The 22393-nt window shown below is 71.0% G+C and carries 15 protein-coding genes; 5 read left to right on the forward strand and 10 right to left on the reverse strand.

What is annotated here, in order from left to right:
- Positions 1–21: 21 nt before the first annotated feature.
- Together E6R18_RS19035 and E6R18_RS19040 are read left to right on the forward strand one after the other, a co-directional pair.
- Entirely contained in the window at positions 22–960 is a 939-nt protein-coding gene (locus E6R18_RS19035; protein ID WP_136318094.1) for an ABC transporter permease, read from the forward strand.
- Positions 953–1744 (forward strand): ABC transporter ATP-binding protein, encoded by a 792-nt coding sequence (locus tag E6R18_RS19040; protein WP_136318095.1) that lies wholly within the window; start codon positions 953–955, stop codon positions 1742–1744. The genes E6R18_RS19035 and E6R18_RS19040 overlap by 8 nt, the downstream gene beginning before the upstream one ends.
- A 234-nt stretch (positions 1745–1978) precedes the next feature.
- On the opposite strand, the gene E6R18_RS19045 is transcribed toward E6R18_RS19040, so the two are convergent.
- The 3 genes from E6R18_RS19045 to E6R18_RS19055 form a co-directional block, all read right to left on the reverse strand.
- Positions 1979–7012 carry an NAD-glutamate dehydrogenase gene (locus E6R18_RS19045; RefSeq protein ID WP_136318096.1) on the reverse strand — a complete coding sequence of 1678 codons (5034 nt, stop codon included), beginning with the start codon at positions 7010–7012 and terminating at the stop codon, positions 1979–1981.
- 406 nt (positions 7013–7418) lie between these two features.
- Positions 7419–8102, reverse strand: a complete 684-nt coding sequence (locus tag E6R18_RS19050) for an HAD family hydrolase (protein WP_136318097.1) — start codon at positions 8100–8102, stop codon at positions 7419–7421.
- A gap of 38 nt (positions 8103–8140) precedes the next feature.
- Positions 8141–8647 carry a hypothetical protein gene (locus E6R18_RS19055; RefSeq protein ID WP_136318098.1) on the reverse strand — a complete coding sequence of 169 codons (507 nt, stop codon included), beginning with the start codon at positions 8645–8647 and terminating at the stop codon, positions 8141–8143.
- Positions 8648–8936: 289 nt separating this feature from the next.
- Between E6R18_RS19055 and E6R18_RS19060 the strand changes: the two genes are divergently transcribed.
- Positions 8937–9356 (forward strand): Rv3235 family protein, encoded by a 420-nt coding sequence (locus tag E6R18_RS19060; RefSeq protein ID WP_136318099.1) that lies wholly within the window; start codon positions 8937–8939, stop codon positions 9354–9356.
- A 752-nt stretch (positions 9357–10108) separates the two neighbouring features.
- On the opposite strand, the gene secA is transcribed toward E6R18_RS19060, so the two are convergent.
- Positions 10109–12931, reverse strand: coding sequence for a preprotein translocase subunit SecA (gene secA, locus E6R18_RS19070; RefSeq protein WP_136318101.1), 2823 nt, complete (start codon positions 12929–12931; stop codon positions 10109–10111).
- Positions 12932–13171: 240 nt separating this feature from the next.
- On the opposite strand from secA, the gene E6R18_RS19075 reads away from it, so the two are divergent.
- The gene (locus E6R18_RS19075; protein WP_136318102.1) at positions 13172–13750 is read left to right on the forward strand and encodes a GNAT family N-acetyltransferase; all 579 of its coding nucleotides are present in this window, start codon (positions 13172–13174) and stop codon (positions 13748–13750) included.
- A 69-nt stretch (positions 13751–13819) separates the two neighbouring features.
- The gene (locus tag E6R18_RS19080) at positions 13820–14995 is read left to right on the forward strand and encodes a crosslink repair DNA glycosylase YcaQ family protein (RefSeq protein WP_136318103.1); all 1176 of its coding nucleotides are present in this window, start codon (positions 13820–13822) and stop codon (positions 14993–14995) included.
- A gap of 44 nt (positions 14996–15039) precedes the next feature.
- Here the strand turns inward: E6R18_RS19080 and E6R18_RS19085 are convergent, their stop codons facing one another.
- The 6 genes from E6R18_RS19085 to mtrA all read right to left on the reverse strand — a co-directional run bounded on the left by E6R18_RS19085 (position 15040) and on the right by mtrA (position 22389).
- Positions 15040–15795 carry a response regulator transcription factor gene (locus E6R18_RS19085; RefSeq protein WP_136318104.1) on the reverse strand — a complete coding sequence of 252 codons (756 nt, stop codon included), beginning with the start codon at positions 15793–15795 and terminating at the stop codon, positions 15040–15042.
- Between the two features lie 197 nt (positions 15796–15992).
- Positions 15993–16682, reverse strand: coding sequence for a ribosome-associated translation inhibitor RaiA (gene raiA, locus E6R18_RS19090; RefSeq protein WP_136318105.1), 690 nt, complete (start codon positions 16680–16682; stop codon positions 15993–15995).
- A 325-nt stretch (positions 16683–17007) separates the two neighbouring features.
- A complete protein-coding gene (locus E6R18_RS19095; protein WP_136318106.1) occupies positions 17008–17754 on the reverse strand; it encodes a ComF family protein in 747 nt (248 codons plus the stop codon).
- Positions 17755–17811: 57 nt separating this feature from the next.
- Complete coding sequence (locus E6R18_RS19100; RefSeq protein WP_136318115.1) at positions 17812–19635, reverse strand: LpqB family beta-propeller domain-containing protein; 1824 nt, start codon at positions 19633–19635, stop codon at positions 17812–17814.
- Between the two features lie 41 nt (positions 19636–19676).
- Positions 19677–21698 carry an MtrAB system histidine kinase MtrB gene (mtrB, locus tag E6R18_RS19105; RefSeq protein WP_136318107.1) on the reverse strand — a complete coding sequence of 674 codons (2022 nt, stop codon included), beginning with the start codon at positions 21696–21698 and terminating at the stop codon, positions 19677–19679.
- A 1-nt stretch (position 21699) separates the two neighbouring features.
- Positions 21700–22389 (reverse strand): two-component system response regulator MtrA, encoded by a 690-nt coding sequence (mtrA, locus tag E6R18_RS19110; protein WP_005316841.1) that lies wholly within the window; start codon positions 22387–22389, stop codon positions 21700–21702.
- Between the last annotated feature and the right edge of the window lie 4 nt (positions 22390–22393).

Genomic DNA, 22393 nt, shown 5'->3' on the forward strand with positions numbered 1-22393 from the left:
CGCCTCCCGTCGAAAGCGATCGTGGTGAGCCAGACAACAGCCCAGGCCCCGGCGGACGCCTCGCCGCCCCTCGCTCCGCCCGCCTACGGATCGGGCGAGCTGGCGGCCCTCGCCGCCCGGCACGGCCTGACCGTGAGCGGGGCGCGGCCCTCCCTGCCCGCGTACGTACGGCAGCTGTGGGGGCGGCGGCACTTCATCACGGCCTTCGCCACCGCCAAGCTCACCGCCCAGTACAGCCAGGCGAAGCTCGGCCAGATCTGGCAGATCATGACCCCGCTGCTCAACGCGACGGTCTACTACTTCATCTTCGGCATCCTGATGAAGACCAAGCACGGCGTGCCGGACTACGTCCCGTTCCTGGTCACGGGCGTCTTCATCTGGACCTTCACCAGCTCCTCGATCACCGCCGGCACCCGCGCCATCAGCGGCAACATCGGGCTGGTCCGGGCGCTGCACTTCCCGCGCGCCTCGCTGCCCATCGCGCTCGCCCTGCAACAGCTCCAGCAGCTGCTCTTCTCGCTGGGCGCGCTGACCCTGATCCTTCTGGCCTTCGGCCAGTACCCGCGCCCGTCCTGGCTGCTCGCGGTGCCGGCCCTGGCCCTCCAGGCCGTCTTCAACACCGGCGTCTCGATGGTCATGGCCCGCCTGGCCGCGCGCACCCCGGACATCGCCCAGCTCACCCCGTTCATCCTGCGCACCTGGATGTACGCGTCCGGCGTGATGTGGAGCATGGACACGATGCTGCGGGGCGACCGTGTCCCGCACCTGGTGAAGCTCGCCCTGGAGGTCAACCCGGCGGCCGTCTTCATCGACCTCATGCGGTTCGCGCTCGTCGACAGCTTCCGCGCGGGCCAACTGCCCCCGCACGTATGGGCGGTCGCCGCGGGCTGGGCGCTGCTGGCCGGCGTGGGCGGCTTCATCTACTTCTGGAAGGCCGAGGAGAGTTACGGACGTGGCTGAGCACACGGGTTCCGCGGTCCCGACCGTCGTCGTCGACGACGTCCACATCACGTACAAGGTCAACGGCGCCCGCACCGGCAGGGGCAGCGCCACCTCGGCGCTGAGCCGGCTCGCCTCGCGCCGGCAGAGCCCGGGGGTGCGCGAGGTGCACGCCGTGAAGGGCGTCAGCTTCGCCGCGTACAAGGGGGAGGCGATCGGGCTGATCGGCTCCAACGGCTCGGGGAAGTCCACCCTGCTGAAAGCCATCGCCGGCCTGCTGCCCGCCACGAAGGGCCGCGTCCACACCCACGGACAGCCCTCGCTGCTCGGTGTCAACGCGGCGCTCATGAGCGACCTGACCGGCGAACGCAACGTCGTGCTCGGCGGCCTCGCGATGGGCATGACCCGTGCGGAGGTCCGCGAGCGCTACCAGGAGATCGTCGACTTCTCCGGCATCAACGAGAAGGGCGACTTCATCACCCTGCCGATGCGCACGTACTCCTCCGGCATGGGCGCCCGCCTCCGCTTCTCGATCGCCGCCGCGAAGGACCACGACGTCCTCTTGATCGACGAGGCCCTGTCGACGGGCGACGCGCGGTTCCAGCGCCGCAGCAAGGACCGGATCATCGAACTGCGCCGCCGGGCCGGCACGGTGTTCCTGGTCAGCCACACCAACAAGTCGATCACCGAGACCTGCGACCGAGCCCTCTGGCTGGAGGCCGGCACACTACGCATGGACGGCCCGGCGGAGGAAGTGGTCGCGGAATACGAGAAATCCACCCGCTCCCCCCGCCCCGGCGCCTGAGAACCCTTCCCAAGCCCACCCGCCCCCTCCCACCCGTCCGGCGCCTCCAGCCCGTCCGGCGCTTGAGGACACCTTTCGAGCCCGCCCGTCCCCGCCAGCCCGTCCGGCGCTTGAGGACATCCTTTAAGCCCGTCCGCCGCTTGAGGACGCCTCTCCAGCCCGTCCGGCGCTTGAGGACGAAACGGCCACCGGGACGCACCCGGCAGCCGCCTCGCCCTCACCGCACCCGCACGCCTACACGTGCGTACGCAACAGCGTCCGCATCGTCCGCATCGCCACCGACAGGTTCGCCAGATCGAACGCGTCCGAGCCCTGGATCTCCTCCAGCGTGGAGCGCGACCGGGCCAGGATCGCCGCGTTCTTCTCCTGCCACGCCTCGAACCGCTCCTGCGGCGAGGAGGACCCGTTGCCCACGCTCAGCACGTCGCCGGTGAGCGCCGCGTGCGCCGCGTACAGGTCCTCGCGGATGGACGCCCGGGCCATGGACTGCCAGCGGTCGGCCCGCGGCAGCTCGATGATCCGGTCCATCAGCTGCGTGATCCCCAGCCGGTCCGCGAGGTCGTAGTACACCTCGGCGACGGCCAGCGGCTCCTTGCCCGTGCGGTCGGCGATCGCCACGATGTCGAGCGCCGGGAAGGCGGACGAGAAGCCGGCGACGCGCTGCGCCAGCTCGTCCGGGACGCCCGCCTCGGTGAGCTCGTTCAGGATGCCCTGGTACCACTCCTGGTCGGCACCCTTCAGCATCTTGGGCAGCGCGGCCCAGACCCGCTCGACGCCGTCACGGAAGAAGTCGACCGTCTCGCTGATCGCCAGCGGCTGCGGCCGGTTGCCGAGCAGCCAGCGCGAACCGCGCTCCACGAGCCGGCGCGAGTGCAGCCGGATACGGGTCTGGACGTCGGCGGCGACCTCGTTGTCGAGGGCCTCGACGACGTCCCACACCTGGCTGAGCCCGAAGATCTCGCGGGCCGCGAACTGCGCCCGCACGATCTCCTCGATCGAGGCGCCGGTCTCCTCCCGCAGCCGGTGCAGGAAGGTCGAACCGCCGCTGTTGACCGTGTCGTTCACCAGGACCGTGGTGATGATCTCGCGCCGCAGGGCGTGAGCGTCGACCGCCTCGGAGTAGCGCTCGCGCAACTGCTGCGGGAAGTAGGCGTGCAGCAGCTTCTGCAGGTGCGGGTCGTCCGGCAGGCTGGTCCCGATCAGCTCCTGCGCCGCCGTGATCTTCGTGTACGCGAGGAGCACGGCCAGCTCCGGCTGGCTGAGCCCCTTGCCGGCGCTCAGCAGCTCACGGATCTGCCGGTCGGTGGGCAGGAACTCCAGCGCCCGGTCGAGAGAGCCGTCGCGGCCGAGCCGGCGCATGAAGCGCTGCTGGGCGTGGAGCAGCGAGGGCGCCTGCGCGACCGAGTTGGCGAGGGCCGTGTTCTGCGCGTAGTTGTTGCGCAGCACCAGGTGGCCGATCTCGTCGGTCATCTCGGCGAGCAGCTTGTTGCGCTGCTTGACGGTCATGTCGCCGTCCCGGACCAGGCCGTTGAGCAGGATCTTGATGTTCACCTCGTGGTCAGAGGTGTCCACACCGGCGCTGTTGTCGATCGCGTCGGTGTTGATCCGGCCGCCGGCCCGGGCGAACTCGATCCGGCCGAGCTGGGTGGCGCCGAGGTTCCCGCCCTCGCCGACGACCTTGGCGCGCAGGTCCGCGCCGTTGACGCGGATCGCGTCGTTGGCCTTGTCGCCGACGTCCGCGTTCGACTCGGCGGAGGACTTGATGTACGTGCCGATGCCGCCGTTCCACGCCAGGTCGACGGGGGCCTTGAGGATGGCCTGCATCAACTCGGCGGGCGTCATCTTGGCGACGCCGGGCTCGATGCCGAGCGCCTCGCGCATGTGGGCGTTGACCGGGATGGACTTGGCGCTGCGCGGGTGGACGCCGCCGCCCGCGGAGATCAGCTCCTTTTCGTAGTCGGCCCAGGAGCTGCGCGGCAGGTCGAAGAGGCGGCGCCGCTCCGCGTAGGAGGTCGCGGCGTCCGGCGTCGGGTCGATGAAGATGTGCCGGTGGTCGAAGGCGGCGACGAGCCGGATGTGCTCGGAGAGCAGCATCCCGTTGCCGAAGACGTCACCCGACATGTCGCCGACGCCGACGACGGTGAAGTCCTCGGTCTGGGTGTCGTGGCCGAGCTCCCGGAAGTGCCGCTTGACGGACTCCCAGGCGCCGCGGGCGGTGATGCCCATGCCCTTGTGGTCGTAACCCGCCGAACCGCCGGAGGCGAACGCGTCGCCGAGCCAGAAGCCGTAGTCGACGGCGACCTCGTTGGCGATGTCGGAGAACTTCGCGGTGCCCTTGTCGGCGGCGACGACGAGGTAGGTGTCGTCCTCGTCGTGGCGGACGACGTCCTTGGGCGGCACGACCTCGCCGGCCACCATGTTGTCCGTGATGTCGAGCAGCGCCGAGATGAAGGTGCGGTAGGCGGAGATGCCCTCGGCCATCCAGGCGTCCCGGTCCGCGGAGGGGTCCGGGAGCTGCTTGGCGACGAAGCCGCCCTTGGCGCCGACCGGCACGATGACGGTGTTCTTCACCATCTGCGCCTTGACCAGGCCGAGGATCTCGGTACGGAAGTCCTCGCGCCGGTCCGACCAGCGCAGACCACCGCGGGCGACCTTGCCGAAGCGCAGGTGGACGCCCTCCACGCGCGGCGAGTAGACCCAGATCTCGAACGCCGGGCGGGGCGCGGGCAGGTCCGGGATGGACTGCGGGTCGAACTTCATCGACACGTACGCGTGCGGCCGGCCGCTGTCCGCGTGCTGGAAGAAGTTGGTGCGCAGGGTCGCCCTGATGACGGTGAGGAAGGACCGCAGGATGCGGTCCTCGTCCAGCGAGGCGACCTGGTCGAGGGCGCCGTCGAGCTCTTCGAGGAGCCCGTCGATCAGCTCGGTGCCCGCGCTCTGGCGCCCCGGCGACATCCGGGCCTCGAAGAGCGAGACCAGCAGCCGGGTGGTGTGGACGTTGTTCTGGAGGGTGGACTCCATGTAGTCCTGGCTGAACGTGGAACCGGCCTGGCGCAGGTACTTCGCGTAGGCGCGCAGCACCATGGCCTGCCGCCAGTCGAGACCGGCGCTCAGCACCAGGGCGTTGAGGCCGTCGTTCTCCGCCTCGCCGGTCCACACCGCGGCGAAGGCGTCCTGGAACCGCTCGCGCGCCCCGTCTGCCAGGTAGCCGCCGTTGGCGGTGGCCCGCGGCATCCGCAGCCCGAAGTCGTAGATCCAGGCGTGCGTACGGTCCGCGCAGCGCAGCTCGTACGGGCGCTCGTCCACGACCTCGACGCCGAGCCGCTGGAGGACGGGGAGGACGGCGGACAGCGAGACCTGCTCGCCGGTGCGGTAGATCTTGAAGCGGCGCTCGCCGGGAGTGGCGCCGACCGGTTCGTACAGGCTGAGGGAGAAGTCCCGCTCGTTCTCCTTGAGGGCTTCGAGGTGGATCAGGTCGGCGACGGCGGCGCGCGCGGAGTGGTCGGCCTTGTAGCCCTCGGGGAACGAGTGCCCGTACTGGCGCAGCAGTTCGGCGGCGCGCTCCTCGCCGCACTCGGCGTTCAGCGCCTCCTGGAAGCCGTCGGCCCAGGAGCGGGCGGCCTCGACCAGGCGGGCCTCGATGCGGTCGGCCTCGGCGTCGGTGAGGCTCGGCAGCTCGCTGCCGGGGGCGACCCGGACGACGAAGTGCAGCCGGGACAGGATCGACTCGGTGTTCCAGGCGGTGAAGTCGACGCTGGTGCCGTTCAGCTCCTCCTTGAGGATGTCGATCAGCCGGAGGCGCACACCGGTGGTGTAGCGGTCGCGCGGCAGGTAGACGATCGCGGAGTAGTAGCGGCCGTACTCGTCCTGGCGCAGGTAGAGCCGCAGCCGGCGCCGCTCCTGGAGGTAGAGCACCGAGGTGACGATCGAGCGGAGCTGGTCGACGGGCGTCTGGAACAGCTCGTCGCGCGGGTAGGTCTCCAGGATCTGGAGCAGGTCGCGGCCGTCGTGGCTGTGGGGCGTGAAGCCCGCGCCCTCCAGCACCTCGGCGACCTTGCGGCGGATGACGGGGACCCGGCGCACGGACTCGGTGTAGGCGGCGGACGAGAACAGGCCGAGGAACCGGCGCTCACCGACGACGTTGCCCTTGGCGTCGAACTTCTTCACGCCGACGTAGTCGAGGTAGCTGGGGCGGTGCACGGTCGCCCGGCTGTTGGCCTTGGTCAGGACGAGGAGCTTGTGCTCGCGGGCCTTGGCGCGGGCGTCGGCGGGCAGCCGGTCGAAGGAGGGGCTGACCGGGTGCGCCTCGTCCTCGCTGTGGTGCGGGTCGGAGCGCAGGATGCCGAGGCCGGTGCCGGGGACGGCGGCCAGCGCGTCGGAGTCCTTCAGCTCGTACTCGCGGTAGCCGAGGAAGGTGAAGTGGTCGGCGGCGAGCCAGCGCAGCAGCTCACGGGCCTCGTTGACCTCGTCGTCGGCGAGGTCGTCCAGCGGTTCGCCGGGCAGGTCGTCGGCGATGCGCAGCGCCGCGTCCCGCATCTTCTCCCAGTCCTCGACGGTCTCCCGTACGTCGGACAGGACGCGCAGCAGGTCGCTCTGGATCTGCTTGAGGTCGGCGCGGTCGGTCTCGCGGTCGATCTCGACGTGGATCCAGGACTCGACGACCGCGTCGTGCGGCAGCCCGGCCTTGGCGTCCTTCGCCCCCCTGTCGTTCTTCCGGCCGGTCTGGGGGCCGGTGGAGATGCCGGCGCCCTCGGTGATGACCTCGACCAGCTTGCCGGTCAGATCACGCCGGACGATGACCTGCGGGTGGATCACGACGTGGATGCCGCGCCCCTGGCGGGAGAGCTCGTTGGTGACGGAGTCGACCAGGAAGGGCATGTCGTCGGTGACCACCTCGACCACGGAGTGGCTGCAGGTCCAGCCGTTCTCCTCGACGGTCGGGGTGTGGACGCGGACGTTCGCCTTGCCCTGGGGGCGCTCCTCGGCCAGCCGGTAGTGCGAGGAGGCGGCGCCGAAGACGTCGACCGGGTCCCGGCCCGCGATGTCCTCGGGAGCCGTGTGGAGGTAGTAGCGCTGGAGATAGGAGAGCAGGACGTCCTCGCGGGATCGCTCCTGCCCGGCCCCCGTGCCGCCGTCGGCCCCGGTGGCCGCGACGTGCACCCGGGGGGCACCGCCCGGCCCGCCGACACCACCGCCCGGGCTGTTGTCAGCTACCTTGGCGGCCCGTGCGAGCAGCTCGGCCTTGGCTTCGTCCAGCTTGGTCTGCATGTCCTCTGGCTCCTGTCGCGCGCCGTTGCGTGACGTAGGTGAAAAGGTCGGCGTAACGCCACGACGCGGGGTTTCCGGTCTGGGTCGACGCTATGCCGCGATGAGAGATCCCCGGGACCTTATTGGCCATTTTCGGCATTCGGGCCGGGCGGGAAGGATCAGTCGGGACGGCCCGGGCACTGTGGCACTCCGGGCGCTGGCCGGGGGCTTCGCTGCCCCCGAGGCGTATCGCGCTGATCACGGGGTCCAGGCTATCTCGCCCGCGCCCGTCACCGTCACGATCCGGATGTGTACAAAAGAAGGCCGCGTAATTAGACACTCCGGACAGCCCGCTCCGACCGTTCGACCGCCCCGGCGACCGACCGGAGCGGGGCGGCGGGGCGGGGCCCGTCGGACGAGGAGCTGCCTACTCCGCGAGCCTCTCGGCGAGGGCCGTGGCCTCGGCCAGGGTGTCCACGACGGGCACACCGGCCTTCTCCAGGCTGGCCCGGCTGTGCGAGCCGCCCGTGTAGAGGACCGCCCTGGCCCCGACGTGGGCGGCGGCCAGGGCGTCGTCCACCGCGTCACCTATGACGACCGTGTGGCGCGGGGATATGCCGTCCAGGGCCGCGAGCTCCGCGAGGTGCCGCTCCATGTACTGCGCCTTGCTGCCGCCGGACGGCCCGGTGCGCCCGTCGACGCGCACGAAGTGCCGCTCGATGCCGTATCCGCGCACGACGGGGACCAGCTCCTCGTGCTGGTACATGCTCATGATCGACTGGCTCCGCCCGGTCAGCTGCCACTGGGCGATCAGCTCGGCGGCGCCGACGGTCAGCCCGCAGGCATCCCGCTGCTCGGTGTAGTGGCGGTGGAAGGCGCCGTCCATGCGCTCCCACTCGGCGTCGGTGGGGAGCCGGCCCATCAGCCGCTCGTAGAAACGGGGTATCGGGATGCAGTACATCTCCCGGTACTGCTCCACGGTGATCGGCGCGAGGCCGATCTCGCCGAACGCGGCGTTGGTCGCGCCGACGACGGCGGTGTTGTCGTCGAGCAGCGTGCCGTTCCAGTCCCAGACCAGATGCGTACGGTGGCGTTCCGGTGCGATCCCCATGCCCAGAAAAATACTCGCCCCCACTGACAACCGGCCGGCTACCCGATCAGACCGGGAATCTCCTGCACCCCGAACCAGAGCAGTTCGTGGTCCTCGGCGCCGTCCACGGTGAACTGCGCGTCGTCGTCCCCGAGGTCCGCCGCTCCGAGCGCGGCGGCGGCCGCCGTGACGTCCTTGTCCGCGTCGTCGGAGTCGACGTGGACCGCGGCGGCGTCGGTCAGCCGCACGGCGCCGGCGACCGTGACCTCGCCGAGCGAGGAGGCGTCGAGGATGTGGTCCGGGTCGGCGACCGCGGCACCGTCCGGGACGTCCACGGCGACGACGACCCGCCGCCGGGCGGCCTGCGGGTCCCCGGCGATCAGCCGCAGCGAGGCGGACGCGGCCCGGTTGAGCGCCGCGTACTCCAGCTCCTCGATGTCGTCGGAGACGTACCACTCGCGCAGGGCGGGGGTCACCGCGTAGGCGGTGAGCGGACCGGGCCCGAGTTCGCCGGCCCGGTGCGCCGCTGCGAGCCCGGCGATGGTCAGGGGGACGTACACGCGCATGACTGAGCCGCTTTCGTAGTCGGAGACGCCCTCAGGATACGTGCGGCGTCCCCCTTTGGGGTTACGCGTACGGGCCCGCTCCCGTCCACCCGGCGACGCCCGCTCACCCTGCCCACCCCGCCCCAGGCCCCCGCTCCGGACGGTCCCGACCACCCGGATAGGTGAATTCGAGGCGGCACCCGACCGGGCGCACGGCCGCTTGCGGCGGCCCCCGCGCCCCCGTAGAAGATCACCAGCAGAAGTTACCGCCCGGTATTCACCGGGCCTCTGGAGCACGGGGGCGACAGCGATGACCATGAACAGGACCCGGCCCGCAGGACGGCACGACGCACGCAGGCCCGAAGCCGTACCCGCCCAACGCCACCGGACCCCGAGGCGCATGCGCCCCCACCACTGGTTCGCGGAACGCCTGCTGGCGGTCCTGAGCGGCCAGCGCCCGGTCCACTGGATGCTCGGCCACACCATCGGCGATGCTTACGACCAACTGGCCGAACTGGCCCCCACCACCCCCCTCAGGACCCGGGGCACCCGCCCGGTCATCCGCATGTGCCGAGGCGCCCAGCCGGCCCCCGGCGTAGTGGAAGCCTGCGCCAGCATCGCCGCCGGCGAAGAGGTACGCGCCATGGCCTTCCGCCTGGAACAGGGCCCGGACCTCCGCTGGCGCTGCGCGGCGGTGGAACTGGGCAACACCCCGATGCGGACGCGATGAACGACCGGGGACACCGGGGCCACGACCCGCCGGGGCGTGCGCGCTCGGGGGGCCGGGAGGTGCGCGCGGCCCCGCTGTTGGGGTGCGGAGGGCGCGATGGGCCCCGCTGGGGTCCGGGAAGGCGCTGCGGGCACCGCTGGGGGTGCGGAGGGCGCGGCGGGCCCCGCTGGGGGCCCCGGGGGCGCGGCGGGCACCGCTGGGGGTGCGGAGGGCGCGGCGGGCCCCGTTGGGGGCCCCGGGAGGCTCGTCGGGGCTCCATAGGGCCCGGGAAGGGTTCACAGGGGCTCTCGGGGGCACGGGAGGGTCGCAGGGGGCCCTCAGAGGCCCCGGAGGAGGGCGCGGGGGCCGACAAGGGCGCCGGGATGGCTCGCCGGGGCTCTACGAGGCCGGGAAGGGCTCGCAGGGCCCCTCCAGGGCCCGAGGGGCTCGAAGGGCCCCGAGGGGCGGGGGGAGCCAGCATGGCCCACCAGGCCCTCCCACCCCGCGTGACACCTCCCAGCCCCGCCGGCGTTTGAGGCGCGGGGGCCGGGGCAGCACCCCGCACACCCAGCCCCGCCGACGCTTGAGGCGCGGGGCCGGGGCAGCACCCCGCACACCCAGCCCCGCCGGCGTTTGAGGCGCGGGGTCCGGGGCGGCGCCCCGGTTTCGGGAAGGGGCGGGTAGGGGACAAGGCCCGCCGCAGGCGCAACAACGGCCGGGCCGGGCACCCATCGGTGCCCGGCCCGGCCACAAACCCAGAACGTCAGCGCAAGCTACTTCTTGCGCCGCCGCCCCCCGCCCCCGGCCTTCTGCGCCTTCCGCCGCTCCGCCCGAGTAAGCCCATCCGACCCCGCACCGGCACCGGCACCCGCACCGTCCCCGTTGGAGAAGTCACCCTCGACCACCCCGCCCTCCCCATCGACCGTGGGAGCGGAGAAGTGCAGCCGGTCCGGCCGCTGCGGAGCATCCAGCCCCTTGGCCCGGATCTCCGGCCGCGCGGCCGGCACCGAGTCCTCCTTGGTCAGCGACGTCGCCTCGTCCTGGACGGGCACCTCCTCGACCTGCTGCTCGACCTGGACCTCCAGGTTGAACAGGTAGCCGACGGACTCCTCCTTGATGCCCTCCATCATGGCGTTGAACATGTCGAAGCCCTCGCGCTGGTACTCGACCAGCGGGTCCTTCTGCGCCATGGCCCGCAGGCCGATGCCCTCCTGGAGGTAGTCCATCTCGTAGAGGTGCTCACGCCACTTGCGGTCCAGGACCGACAGCACCACGCGCCGCTCCAGCTCACGCATGATCTCGGAGCCGAGCGTCTTCTCCCGCTCGTCGTACTGCTCGTGGATGTCGTCCTTGACCGACTCGGCGATGAACTCCGCGGTGACCCCGGCCAGGTCTCCCGCGGCCTCCTCCAGCTCGGCGACCGTGACCTTCACCGGGTAGAGCTGCTTGAACGCGCCCCACAGCCGGTCGAGGTCCCACTCCTCGGCGAAGCCCTCCGCCGTCTCCTGGCGGATGTAGTCGTCGATCGTGTCGTCCATGAAGTGGCGGATCTGCTCCTGGAGGTCCTCGCCCTCCAGGACCCGGCGCCGCTCGCCGTAGATGACCTCGCGCTGCCGGTTGAGCACCTCGTCGTACTTCAGGACGTTCTTACGCGTCTCGAAGTTCTGCTGCTCGACCTGCGACTGCGCCGACGCGATCGCCCGCGTGACCATCTTGTTCTCGATCGGCACGTCGTCCGGCACGTTGGCCATCGACATGACGCGCTCGACCATCTGCGCCTTGAACAGCCGCATCAGGTCGTCGCCGAGCGACAGGTAGAAGCGGGACTCGCCCGGGTCGCCCTGACGGCCGGAACGGCCGCGCAGCTGGTTGTCGATACGACGCGACTCGTGCCGCTCCGTACCGAGGACGTACAGCCCGCCCAGCTCCTTGACCTCCTCGAACTCCGCGCGGACGGCCTCCTCGGCCTTCTCCAGCGCGGCGGGAAGGGCGGCCGCCCACTCCTCGACGTGCTCGACGGGGTCGAGGCCCCGCTGGCGCAGCTCGGCCTCGGCGAGGTCGTCGGGGTTGCCGCCGAGCTTGATGTCGGTGCCTCGTCCGGCCATGTTCGTCGCGACGGTCACCGCGCCCTTGCGGCCGGCCTGGGCGACGATCGTCGCCTCCCGGTCGTGCTGCTTGGCGTTGAGCACCTCGTGCTGGACACCGCGCTTGGAGAGCTGCTGCGAGAGGTACTCGGACTTCTCGACGGAGGTGGTGCCGACCAGGATCGGCTGCCCCTTCTCGTGCTTCTCGGCGATGTCGTCCACGACCGCGGCGAACTTGGCGACCTCGGTGCGGTAGATGAGGTCCGACTGGTCGGCGCGCTGCATCGGCCGGTTCGTCGGGATCGGCACGACGCCCAGCTTGTAGATCTGGTGGAACTCGGCGGCCTCGGTCATCGCCGTACCGGTCATGCCGGAGAGCTTGCCGTAGAGGCGGAAGAAGTTCTGGAGGGTGATCGTGGCGAGCGTCTGGTTCTCGTCCTTGATGTCCACCCCTTCCTTCGCCTCGATCGCCTGGTGCATGCCCTCGTTGTAGCGGCGGCCGGCGAGGATGCGGCCGGTGTGCTCGTCGACGATCATGACCTCGCCGTCGATGACGACGTAGTCCTTGTCCTTCTTGAAGAGTTCCTTGGCCTTGATGGCGTTGTTGAGGTACCCGACGAGGGGGGTGTTCACCGACTCGTACAGGTTCTCGATGCCGAGCCAGTCCTCGACCTTGGCGACGCCGGGCTCGTGGATCGCGACGGTCCGCTTCTTCTCGTCGACCTCGTAGTCGCCGGTCTCCTCGATGCCCTTGAGCGGGTTGCCCGCCTCGCCCTTGGCCAGGCGGGTGACCAGCTTGGCGAAGTCGCCGTACCACTTGGTGGCCTGGTCGGCCGGGCCGGAGATGATCAGCGGCGTACGGGCCTCGTCCACGAGGATCGAGTCGACCTCGTCGACGATCGCGAAGTTGTGGCCGCGCTGGACCAGCTCGTCCTTCGACCACGCCATGTTGTCGCGGAGGTAGTCGAAGCCGAACTCGTTGTTCGTGCCGTACGTGATGTCGCAGGCGTACTGCTCGCGGCGCTGGGCCGGAGTCATGTTCGCGATGATGCAGCCGACGGAGAGGCCGAGGAACTTGTGGACCCGGCCCATCATCTCGGAGTCGCGCGAGGCGAGGTAGTCGTTCACCGTGATCAGGTGCACGCCGTCGCCGGACAGGGCGTTGAGATACGCGGGCAGCGTGCCGACGAGGGTCTTGCCCTCACCGGTCTTCATCTCCGCCACGTAGCCCAGGTGCAGCGCGGCGCCACCCATGATCTGGACGTCGTAGTGGCGCTGGCCGAGGACGCGCTTGGCCGCCTCGCGGACGGTCGCGAACGCCTCGGGGAGCAGGTCGTCCAGGCTCTCGCCGTCCGCGTACCGTTCCTTGTACTCGTCGGTGAGCGCCCGCAGCTCGGCGTCGGAGAGGTTGACGAAGTCCTCTTCGATGGAGCTGACCTGGTCCGCGATGCGGTGCAGTTTGCGCAGGATCTTGCCTTCGCCTGCACGCATGAGCTTGTGGAAGACGGACACTGAGGTTGGTCTCCTTGCCGGTCGGGCCTGGCACTGGGTCGTGTTATGGACTCTGGCGCGGGCACGGCAGGTGGGCCCCACCGCAACGGCCATCGTAAGCGAGGACCCCGCCGCGCCGGGAGGGCTGCCACCGCGTTGTCCCCGCGGTGCCCTCCCGAGTCAACGGACGAAGGGCGCGGAAGGTGCCGGGAAACGCGAAAAGTCCTCGCCTCCCGGCCGCCGCATCACCAGAATCCCTTCATGGAACCGATCACCCTCACCACCGACCGCCTGCTGCTGCGCCCCTTCGTCCCGGCCGACGCGGACGCGGTGTACGACGCCTGCCAGGACCCCGACATCCAGCGCTGGACGGTGGTCCCCTCGCCGTACGGGCGGCCCGACGCGGAGCTCTTCACCGCCCGGCTCTGTCCCGACGGCTGGCAGGACGACTCGATGTACAACTTCGCCGTGCTGCCGCGCGAGGGCGGGCCCCTGATAGGCGCGCTCGGCATCAACAGCCGCAGCGGCCCGGGCACGTACGAGGTCGGCTTCTGGACCGCGAAGGAGCAGCGGGGCCGCGGCTACACGACCGAGGCGGTCCTGTGCGCCGCCCGCTGGAGCTTCACCGCGCTCGGCTGCGACCGGCTGGAGTGGAAGGCCGAGACCGGCAACGTCCCGTCGCGGGCCGTCGCGCTGAAGGCGGGCTTCCGGATGGAGGGCGACCAGCGCTCGGGGCTGCTCAACAAGGGGGTGCGCCGCGATACGTGGGTGGGCGCGCTGCTCCCCTCCGACCTCGGCCTGGCCGGCAGCCGGGCCTATGTCCCGGCGCCCACCCCGTAACGTTCCGGGGTGATCCCCCCTGTCCGGCACCACCCGTCGATGTCAGTGCCGCCCCCTAGAGTGCGGAGCATGACGTCTGTGCAGCCACCCGCAGTCGAACTCTCCGCCGACCAGGCACGCAGGATCGCCCTGCGCGCCCAGGGATTCCTGGGCGCCCCGGACCGCCGGGCGGGGGTGCCCGGCGTGCTGCGGCACCTCGGCGCCGTACAGCTGGACACGATCTCGGTGCTGGCCCGTTCGCACGAGCTGATCCCGTACGCGCGCCTGGGCGCGATCGGCAGGCGCACGGTCGAGGAGGCGTACTGGTCGGGCGGCCGCGCCTTCGAGTACTGGTCGCACGCGGCGTGCATCCTGCCCGTCGAGGAGTGGCCGCACTTCGCGTTCCGCCGCCGCGCCTACCGCGCGCGGCCGCAGTGGCACCACGACCTGCCGGACGGCGCGTACGACACCGTCATCAAGCAGCTCACCGCCGAGGGGCCGCTGACGGCGACGGAGCTGGGCGGCGCGAAGAACGGCGGGGAGTGGTGGGACTGGTCGGCGTCGAAGGTGGCCGTCGAGCGCGCCCTGATGTACGGCGAGGTGGTGTGCACCGAGCGGCGCGGCTGGAAGCGGGTCTACGACCTCGCGGAGCGCGCCCTGCCCGACGCCGTACTGCACGACGACCTGGACGACGCGGAGTGCCTGCGCCGGCTGGTGGCGCTCGCGGGGCAGTCGCTGGGCGTGGGCACCCGGGCGGACATCGCGGACTACCACCGGCTCAAGGGGGAGCAGTTCGACGCGGTGGTGGCGGATTCCGGTCTGGTGCCGGTGTCCGTGCAGGGCTGGGCGAAGCCGGCCTGGGCGGACCCGGCGGCGCTGGCCGTCGAACCGCGCGGGCGGCACCGCACGACGCTGCTGTCGCCGTTCGACTCGCTGGTCTGGGAGCGTGCGCGCACCGAGCGGATCTTCGGCTTCACGCACCGCCTTGAGGCGTACGTGCCCAAGCCGAAGCGGATTCACGGTTACTTCGCGATGCCGCTGCTGGCCGGCGGAAAGCTTCAGGGCCGGGTCGACCCGGCCCGCGACGGCAGCACGCTGATCGCCCGGCAGGTGTCGCTGGCGGGCGTGAAGGCCGTGGCGCCGATGGCGGAGGCCCTGGTGGAGGCGGCTTCCTGGGTCGGCTGCACGGACGTGCGGCTGGAGCGGGTGGAGGCGCCGGAGCTGCGCGGGCCGCTCGCGGCGGAAATCACCCGCTTCCTGGCCTGACCGCGCTTTGCCCCGTGCCGGTCACCGCGTTGTGCGCGCGCCGGTCACCTGATCTCGAGGATCTTCTCCCGCATGGCATAGACCACCGCTTCCATGCGGGAGTGCAGCTGGAGCTTCTCCAGAATGTTGCGCACGTGGTTCTTCACGGTGTTCTCGGAAATGAACAGTTGCTTCGCGATATCGCGATTGTTCATGCCGGTGGCGACCAGTTTGAGGACTTCGAGTTCGCGCTCGGTGAGCCGGGGCGCCGGTACCAGTCGGCGTTCGTCGGTGCGCTGGATCATCGATTTGAACTCGGTGAGCAGTTTGGACGCCATGGACGGACTGATCTGGGACTGCCCGTCGGCGACCGCGCGGATCGCGGTGGAGACCTCGTCCGTGGAGATCTCCTTGAGGAGATAGCCCGTGGCGCCGGCCTTGATGGCGTCGTAGAGATCGGCCTCCTCGTCGCTGATCGTCAGCATGATGATCTTCGCGCTGGGGGCCACCTCCTTGATGGAGGTGCATGCCTCGATGCCGCCCCGCCGGGGCATCCGGACATCCATCAGCACGATGTCCGGCAGCAGGTCGGCCGCCTTGTCGACCGCCTCGGCGCCGTCGCCCGCCTCACCGACGACCTCGATGTCCTCCTCGTGCGCGAGGACGATCTCCAGGCCCCTGCGGAAGAGGGCGTGGTCGTCGACCACCAGGACCCGGATCGGCTCCTTGCGGTAGCCGTTGTGCCGGTCCTCGCCGGCCAGGACGGCCGCCGCGTCGTCGGCACCCCTCGCGTCGCGCACGGGCCCGAAGGTATCCGCCATCGTTCCTCCCCCTGAAGGCCACGGCCTGAAGTTCACGAACTGTCCGCCAACGGCAGTTCACAGAACACCGATTGGCTCGGGCCGCCATGATTTCATGCCGGGACGCTCAGCGCGGTGATCCCGCGGTGATCCCGCGGTGGCACACGGGTGCCCCTGGGGGCGCACAGACGCTCCAGGGGCACCATGAAGTGGTGGCGTCAGCCGCCGAGCGCACCGCCGGCGCCGCCCGCCTCGTCGGCGGCCAGCGGGTCGGTCCTCAGATGAATGACACCGTAGTCGTAGGCGTGCCGCCGGTAGACGACACTGGGCTCCTTCGTCTCGTTGTCGACGAACAGATAGAAGTCGTGTCCGACCAACTCCATCTCGTAGAGCGCCTGGTCGAGCGACATGGGCGCCGCGACGTGCGTCTTCTCGCGCATCACCAGCGGCCCTTCGCCCTGTACTTCGAGCGAGCCGACCCTGGTGGTGGGTGCGGGCTGTGCCGTCTCGTCGGCGATCAGTTCGCCGTCGCCGTTGAACGATGCCGCGTCCGGCACCATTTCGCCGACCTCCGCAGCGGGGATGCGCCCCGCGCCCCGGCGGCTGTAGCGCTTGTCGTGCTGCTTGCGCAGCCGGGCCTCCAGCTTGCCGGTGGCCAGGTCCAGCGCTGCGTACGGGTCGCCTGCGGCCGCTTCTGCCCTGATGACCGGTCCGCGCGAGCGGAGCGTGATCTCCACCCGGTCGCAGCGGTCTGCCTGACGAGGGTTCGGCTCCTTGGACACCTCCACGTCGAGGCTGATCACCTTGCCGTCGAACTTCTGGATCTTGTCCAGCTTCAGCTTCTCGGCCACGTGCTTGCGGAACCGCTCGGGCACCTCGGTCTTGCGGCCCTTGACGACGATGTCCACGCAGAACTCCGTTCCCGGATCGCCCCGCTCAATGGCGGAGCATCTCCCTTTTGCACCTGGCTCCGGTGATGACCGGAGCCGCGGACTCGGTGACTTCCACCTCCTCCTCCCCCGTCGGCAAGGTCTCCACCCCACCGAATTTCCGGTTTCTCGACCGGTGGGTCGCCTGCCCGAAACCTGGTGGTGCATTCGTCGAGGCCCGGCATTCACCATTCCTCACAACCGAACATAGCCTGCTCGGACGGATGTCGGCACCCGCTACTCGCGCGTACCTCCGTTCAGGTCTCTTTACCCACTCACTACCTGCAACGATGCAAGTCCAGTTTCAGTTCCGGTTTATTTCGCGGGCAACGGGACATGCTGCGTCGAAAGCCGCCGGGGGCGCCGCGACGACGGCCGCGTCGCACACCATCACGCCGGTGCCGACGGGCCCCTGGGCGCAGGCGAGCGCGCGTGCCGCCTCGGCCAGCGTGGCCCCCGTCGTCAGCAGGTCGTCCACCAGCACCACCCGCCCGCGGCCGAGCAGCCGCCCGCCTCCGCTCACCACGCTCAACGCCCCCGCCAGATTCGCCTGGCGCTCGCGGGCGGTCAGCCCCGCCTGATCCACCACCGCCCGGCGCTGGCGCAGCACCGCGGCCACCGTCGCCGACGTACCCGCCCGCCGCAGGTGCGCGGCCGCCGCCCATGCGATCCGCCGCACCGGGTCGTGCCCGCGCGCCGCCACCGCCCGCCGCGTGGACGGCACGGGCACCAGCAGCAGCGGCCGCCCGTCGGCCAGCTGCCCCGTCCCGGCCCGCACCGCGACCGCCAGGGCGCTGCCGAGGGGCCGCGCGAGGGCGAGTACCCCGCGTTCCTTGTGGGCCAGCAGCACCGCCCGTACCGCGTTCTCGTAGCCGGCGGCGGCGTGCACCGCGGGCAGGCCGGGCGGCTCGGGCGCGGGGCGCACCCGGCGCGGCGCTCCGCCGTGCAGCTGCGCGCCGCAGGCGTCGCACAGCTCCGTCCGCGCCCTGCCGCAGCCGCCACAGGAGACGGGCAGGACGAGTCCGGTGATCTCCCGCCACCACCCACGCATGACACCACTGTGCCCCCGCCGGGGCAGCCGGGCCACCCCTGTGGAAAACCGCCGGTCTCAGCCCGGGTAGACCAGCGCGGAGCCCTCCTTGAGAACGGTCTGCCAGTTGTCGCCCGGCAGCAGTTTCACTATCCCGTCGCCGAACGTGTCCGCCATCAGCGGCAGCTGCTCGTCGTCCGCGGCGGCGATGGCGAGCACCTGGTTGACCCCGGGCAGCACCCCCGAGGAGGGCGTCGAGCCGTCCGCCTGCACATAGCGGACCTGCTGCACGCCGCCCTGCTCCTTGCCGACCACCACGAGGCGGCTGCGGCCGGACCAGGACACCGCCGTCACGTCCGCGAGCTGCGGCGCCGCCTGCCGCAGGTCCACCACGGACACCTGCGCGTCGTCCTGCGCACCCTGCCGCTCGACCCGGCCGATCTTCAGCGTCGTGTGGCCGTCCTTGGTCAGCAGGAGGGCTATGCGCACCCCGTCCGAGGACAGCCGCAGCGCCGCGATCCGGCTGCCGTCGTCGAGGCTCGGCACGGTGACCTCCTGCGGCTTGCCCTTGCCGTGGGGCAGGCGCAGGAGCCTGGCGTTCTTCGGGTCCCGGTCGGCGACCCAGAGGTCGCCCCGGCCGTCCCAGCTGGGCGCCGTCAGTCGGTCCTCGGCGTTGCCCGCCTTGCTCGTCACGGCGGGCAGGGGCAGCTCACCGTCGGCGGCTATGGACGTGACGTAGAGCGCGTCGTTGTGCTGGGAGAGCGCCGCGGCCGACTGCTCGTCCCGGGCCACGCCGACCGCGCTCACCCGCAGCGCACCGCTGCCGAAGGGACCGGCCACCGGCTCCGGTTCACCGCTGCCCCTGGTGCTGCCGGGGATGCGCTCCACGCGCCCCTTGGCGTCCACGAAGTACTGGCTGTCGGGTCCGCCCGAGGAACGGTCGGGGGCGTACGCCTCGGCCTGGTCCGCGTCGAGCACACACAGCGGCGAACCGTCCGAACGCTGCAACTCCACCTGTTCGACCCGCGCGGACGTCAGGTCGCGGAGCGTGAAGAGGACCTGCGAGGCCATCATCCGGCAGGACCGCTGACCGGCCCCGTCGGCCTTCTTGTCGAGCGGCACCTTCAGGACGTTGCGGTCGTCGGGCGTCAGGGAGGCGACGCCCTTCTTCAGACCGGTCCCCGAGGGGAAGCGCGACTCGACCACCGGCCGCAGCCAGTCGGTCGGGCCCCGCAGAAGGCTGCGCACCGCCTGCGTCACCGTGTCCATCCCGGTGGCGGGGTCCGTGCGGTTGCGGAGGTAGACGGGGTCGGCGACGAGGGCGGCCTGCGCGTCGGACCGGCCGGTCGCGAAGTAGAACTTGTTGACGGAGCGGTAGAGCCGCTTGAAGTCGGACTGGCCGAGCACCAGCCCGTCCGGCACGCGGTCGATGCGCCACTCCTTGCCGTCCGGCCCCTTCTCCCGCACCAGGTGGAGCGTGCGGGAGTAGTCGGACGGGACCAGCGGCTGGTACGCGTTCTGCTCGTCGACCGTCGCCACCTTCTCCCCGGTCAGGATGTAGGTGACATCGGTGGTGCTGCGGTCGCCGTCGTGGACCGGCCGGTCGCTCCGGTTCGGCGCCTTGGCCAGCACGGTGGTCTCCGCGCTCGGCTTCCAGCGGCGCGACGCCTCCTTGGTGAGGTACTTGCGCGTCGTCCGGAAGTCGGAGTCGTCGCTGGTCATCGACTCCAGGAAGCCGTCGACCACCTCGTTCGGCGTGGCGCCGTCCCGCGGGGCGACCGCGTACACCTGGACCTGGGAGTCGCCGGGCTGCGAGGCGTCGACGGCCTTGACGTCCCCGGTGACGGGCATCGAGCCGCACGCGGACAGCAGCAGCGCGCCGCACCCGATCAGCACGGTCATCCCCGCCGTACGCCCACGGCCGCCGTGAAGACGGTCAGTGTTCACGAGTCGTGTCCTCCCGCCCCGGTACCGCGCCCCGGAGAGTCGTTGGGTGCACCCGGCCGCTCCTCCGCGGGACGCGGCACCACGCGCGCCCCGTTGCCCGGCAGGGCCGCCGGGTGCACCGAGGCAGGCGCGGTCCTGGCCCGCAGGGGGGCCCGGTCCGGAACGGGCAGCGGTGAGCGGCCCGTGGTGGCGTGCTGTGAGGGCACCGCCAGCAGCCTGTGCTCGCTGCCGGTGGCCGACGGGTCCGAGGCCCGGTCCCGGTTCTCCCGGTTGCGCCGCGAGTCCTCGGGCTCCAGCGGTATGGGCGAGCCCCGCAGCGGCTCGTCCGCCGTACGCGGCAGCGTCAGCCGGAACTGCGAACCGCCGCCCGGCTCGCCCCATGCCTGCAGCCAGCCGCCGTGCAGCCGGGCGTCCTCGACGGCGATGGACAGGCCGAGGCCGGTGCCGCCGGTCGTCCGCGCACGGGCCGGGTCGGCCCGCCAGAAGCGGTTGAAGACCCGGGTCGCCTCGCCGGGCTTGAGCCCCACGCCGTAGTCCCGGACGGCGACGGCGACCGCTCCGCCCGCCGCGCCCATCCGCACGACGACATCGCGTCCCTCGCCGTGCTCGACCGCGTTGACGACGAGGTTGCGCAGGACCCGCTCGACCCGCCGCGCGTCTGCCTCGGCGATCACGGGCTGCTCGTCCCCGACCACCCGGATACGGGTGCCCTTGCGCTCCGCCAGCGGTTCGGCGCCGCCGATCACCCGGCGTACGACCTGCCGCAGGTCTATCGGCTCCGCCTCCAGCGCGGCCGCGCCGGCGTCGAAGCGGCTGATCTCCAGCAGGTCGGAGAGCAGCGACTCGAAGCGGTCGAGCTGGTCCCCCAGCAGCTCGGCGGACCGGGCCGTGACGGGGTCGAAGTCGACACGCGCCTCGTGGATGACGTCGGCGGCCATCCGTACCGTCGTCAGGGGTGTGCGCAGCTCGTGCGAGACGTCCGAGACGAAGCGCCGCTGCATCCGGGACAGCTCCTCCAGCTGCTGGATCTTCAGCTGGAGGTTCTGCGCCATCTTGTTGAAGGCTTCACCGAGCCGGGCGATGTCGTCCTCGCCGGTGACCTTCATCCGTTCCTGGAGCCGGCCCGCGGAGAGCCGCTCGGCGATCCCCGCCGCCATGCGCACGGGGGTGACGACCTGCCTCACCACGAACCAGGCGATGGCCCCCAGCAGCACGACCACGAACAGGCCCGCGGTCGCCAGCGTGCCCTTGACCAGCGTCAGGGACTTCTCCTCCTGCGTGAGCGGGAAGACGTAGTACAGCTGATACGGATTGCGGTCGATGTCGTAGAGGCGCTTGCCCACGATGAGACCGGGCTGCGACTCCTGCCCGTTGGCGTACTGGATCAACGAGTACGTCTGGAAGGCCCCGGGGCCCTTGTTCACCGAATCGCGCAGGCTCTGCGGAATGCTCGCGGCCTCGACGCTTCCCGAGCCGCGTGGCGCACGGGAGCCCTCGTCGGCGCTGAGCGCCACCACGTTGAAGGCGTTCTTCCCGCCACTGGCGAGCTGGTCGACGAGCTCGGTGCGCCAAGAGTTGTTGGCGGTCGTGCCGTCCACGGCGTCGTCGCCCTGGCCGGTAGCGGGGGTGAGAGGCGCGTTGGCCTTCTCCTGGGCGGCCGCGAACCCGCCGGCGGCCTGTGTCTGGGCGGCCTTGCCCTTCGCGTCCAGCAGGCCGTTGCGCACCTGCCCGATCACGACGAGGCCGAGCAGCAGGACCACTCCGAGTGACATCAGCAGCGTGCCGGCGACGACCCGCAGCTGGAGGTTGCGCCGCCACAGCCGTACGGCGGGCAGCAGCGGACGCCGCACCCAGCGCATCAGCAATCGCGGCACCGGCCCGCCGGGCGCCCGGTCCTGGAACAACCGGCCGCCCTGCAGGAAGCGCTCGACGGGAGACGACGTGTGCCCTGAACCGGCAGCCCGCTCCGCACGGACTCCCGGCTCCCCGGGCTTCGGAGCAGTGCTACCCAGGGACATGTCAGCTCGGTCCGGCCTTATAACCGACACCTCGGACGGTCACCACGATCTCCGGCCGCTCCGGGTCCTTCTCGACCTTGGAGCGGAGCCGCTGGACGTGCACGTTGACCAGGCGGGTGTCCGCGGCATGGCGGTAACCCCACACCTGCTCCAGGAGAACCTCCCGGGTGAAGACCTGCCACGGCTTTCGGGCGAGCGCGACCAGCAGGTCGAACTCCAGCGGCGTCAGCGCGATGGACTGCCCGTCCCGCTTCACCGAGTGCCCGGCGACATCTATGACCAGGTCCCCGATGGTCAGCTGCTCCGGGGCAGGCTCTTCGGACCTGCGCAGACGTGCCCTGATGCGGGCGACCAACTCCTTCGGTTTGAACGGCTTGACGATGTAGTCGTCGGCCCCGGACTCCAGGCCCACCACCACGTCAACCGTGTCGCTCTTGGCAGTGAGCATGACGATCGGCACACCCGACTCGGCCCTGATCAGCCTGCAGACCTCGATGCCGTCCCTGCCGGGCAGCATGAGGTCGAGCAGGACCAGGTCCGGCTTCGCCTCTCGAAATGCAGCAAGTGCCTTGTCGCCGTCCGCTACGAACGACGGCTCGAAACCCTCACCACGCAGCACAATCCCGAGCATCTCGGCCAGTGCGGTGTCGTCGTCGACGACAAGGACGCGTCCCTTCATAAACGACATCATCCCA

The sequence above is a fragment of the Streptomyces sp. A1277 genome, from assembly GCF_004795015.1.
In the GTDB taxonomy this organism is placed as follows: domain Bacteria; phylum Actinomycetota; class Actinomycetes; order Streptomycetales; family Streptomycetaceae; genus Streptomyces.

Bases quoted from the DNA above. Each gene is read 5' to 3' on its own strand.
- mtrB (WP_136318107.1), bottom strand. From the start codon at position 21,698: ATGTCCCTGGGTAGCACTGCTCCGAAGCCCGGGGAGCCGGGAGTCCGT.
- E6R18_RS19045 (WP_136318096.1), bottom strand. From the start codon at position 7,012: ATGCAGACCAAGCTGGACGAAGCCAAGGCCGAGCTGCTCGCACGGGCC.
- E6R18_RS19060 (WP_136318099.1), top strand. From the start codon at position 8,937: ATGACCATGAACAGGACCCGGCCCGCAGGACGGCACGACGCACGCAGG.
- E6R18_RS19050 (WP_136318097.1), bottom strand. From the start codon at position 8,102: ATGGGGATCGCACCGGAACGCCACCGTACGCATCTGGTCTGGGACTGG.
- E6R18_RS19085 (WP_136318104.1), bottom strand. From the start codon at position 15,795: ATGGCGGATACCTTCGGGCCCGTGCGCGACGCGAGGGGTGCCGACGAC.
- E6R18_RS19055 (WP_136318098.1), bottom strand. From the start codon at position 8,647: ATGCGCGTGTACGTCCCCCTGACCATCGCCGGGCTCGCAGCGGCGCAC.
- mtrA (WP_005316841.1), bottom strand. From the start codon at position 22,389: ATGATGTCGTTTATGAAGGGACGCGTCCTTGTCGTCGACGACGACACC.
- E6R18_RS19095 (WP_136318106.1), bottom strand. From the start codon at position 17,754: ATGCGTGGGTGGTGGCGGGAGATCACCGGACTCGTCCTGCCCGTCTCC.
- E6R18_RS19075 (WP_136318102.1), top strand. From the start codon at position 13,172: ATGGAACCGATCACCCTCACCACCGACCGCCTGCTGCTGCGCCCCTTC.
- E6R18_RS19100 (WP_136318115.1), bottom strand. From the start codon at position 19,635: ATGACCGTGCTGATCGGGTGCGGCGCGCTGCTGCTGTCCGCGTGCGGC.
- E6R18_RS19080 (WP_136318103.1), top strand. From the start codon at position 13,820: ATGACGTCTGTGCAGCCACCCGCAGTCGAACTCTCCGCCGACCAGGCA.